The organism is Streptomyces sp. NPDC059828 (assembly GCF_042731955.1).
Lineage (GTDB): Bacteria > Actinomycetota > Actinomycetes > Streptomycetales > Streptomycetaceae > Streptomyces.
On sequence record NZ_JBHWIW010000111.1, the window covers coordinates 1 to 1334 of the forward strand.

Genomic DNA, 1334 nt, shown 5'->3' on the forward strand with positions numbered 1-1334 from the left:
GCCCGACGCGGAACCGGAGATGATGCGCAGCGCCTGGCCCTTGGACTTGGCGTAGCCGTTGACCGACGGCGACGGGCCGATGAAGCCGATGTCGAGGGAGCCGCCGTTCAGGGCCTCGATCTCGGACGGACCGGCGTTGAAGGTCTGCGGCTTGATCGCGGTACCGCCGAGTTCCCTCTGGATCAGGCCTTCCTGGATGCCGACCAGGGCGGTGGCATGCGTCAGGTTGGGGAAGTAGCCGATCTTCACGGTGTCCGCGGAGAGCTTCCTGCCCTCGACGGCGGTCCTCGTCGTGGTGTCGTCCTTGGCCTGGGAGCCGTAGCCGCAGGCGGTGAGGGCCACGGCCAGCAGCGGAAGGGCAGCGGCGGCGGCGACACCGCGGCGCAGGGTGAAGCGGGGTGCAGACACGATGGTTCCTCTCGTCAGCCCGGATCGCGGCCAGGCATCCGGCTGTGCGGTGCGTGGTCGCAGTGGGGACGGTGGGGCGGTGGGGCGGTGGGGCGGTGGGGCGGTGGAGGGCAGGGCGGTCAGAAGTTCCAACCGTCGTCGTCCGTGGTGGGTGCGGTTGTGGTGGTGGCGAAGGATTCGCCGGCCATTCCCGCCGCGAGTGTGGTGCCGTCGGCGGGGTCGATCAGCAGGAACGACCCGGTGCGGCGGGAGTCGGCGTAGGAGTCGAGCGCGAGGGGCTCGGCGGTGCGGACCGTGACCCGGCCGATGTCGTTGGCGACCAGCTGTCCGGGTGCCGGGTGCTGGGACAGGTCGTCGAGTGTCAGTTTCGACGGGATGTCCTTGACGAGGGCCTTGACCGTGCGGGTGGTGTGCTTGAGCAGCACCCGCTGGCCCACCGTCAGGGGCTGGTCGGCGACATGGCAGACCGTCGCTTCCACGTCCTGGGTGGTGGCGGGTGCGTCCGCGGTGGGCACGATGATGTCGCCGCGTGAGATGTCGATGTCGTCCTCGAGCAGGAGGGTCACCGACTGCGGGGTCCAGGCGACGTCCACCGGGGTGCCGAGCAGGTCGATCCCGGAGACCTTCGAGGTCTGGCCCGAGGGGAGCACGGTCACACTCTCGCCGACCCGGAAGGTCCCGGCCGCGATCTGCCCCGCGTAGCCCCGGTAGTCGGGATGCTCCGCGGTCTGCGGCCGGATCACATACTGCACCGGGAAGCGCGCACGGCTGGGAGCCCCTGGCTCCGAAGCCGGGAGGAGGGACGGATCGTGGCCGACGGGGACGGATTCGAGGTGCTCGAGCACGGTGGGGCCGCCGTACCAGCTCATGTTCGAGGAGGCGTCCACGACGTTGTCACCGGTGAGCGCGGAGATCGGGATCGCGGT

Annotated in this window: 1 protein-coding gene and 1 pseudogene; both read right to left on the reverse strand. The window is 70.3% G+C overall.

Annotated elements, in window-relative coordinates; all coding sequences use genetic code 11:
- Positions 1 to 408: ABC transporter substrate-binding protein (locus ACFV6V_RS31125; protein WP_385571187.1), on the reverse strand; the 408-nt coding region annotated here is incomplete at its 3' end.
- A gap of 119 nt (positions 409 to 527) precedes the next feature.
- A pseudogene (locus ACFV6V_RS31130) lies at positions 528 to 1334 on the reverse strand (hypothetical protein); the annotation flags it as partial.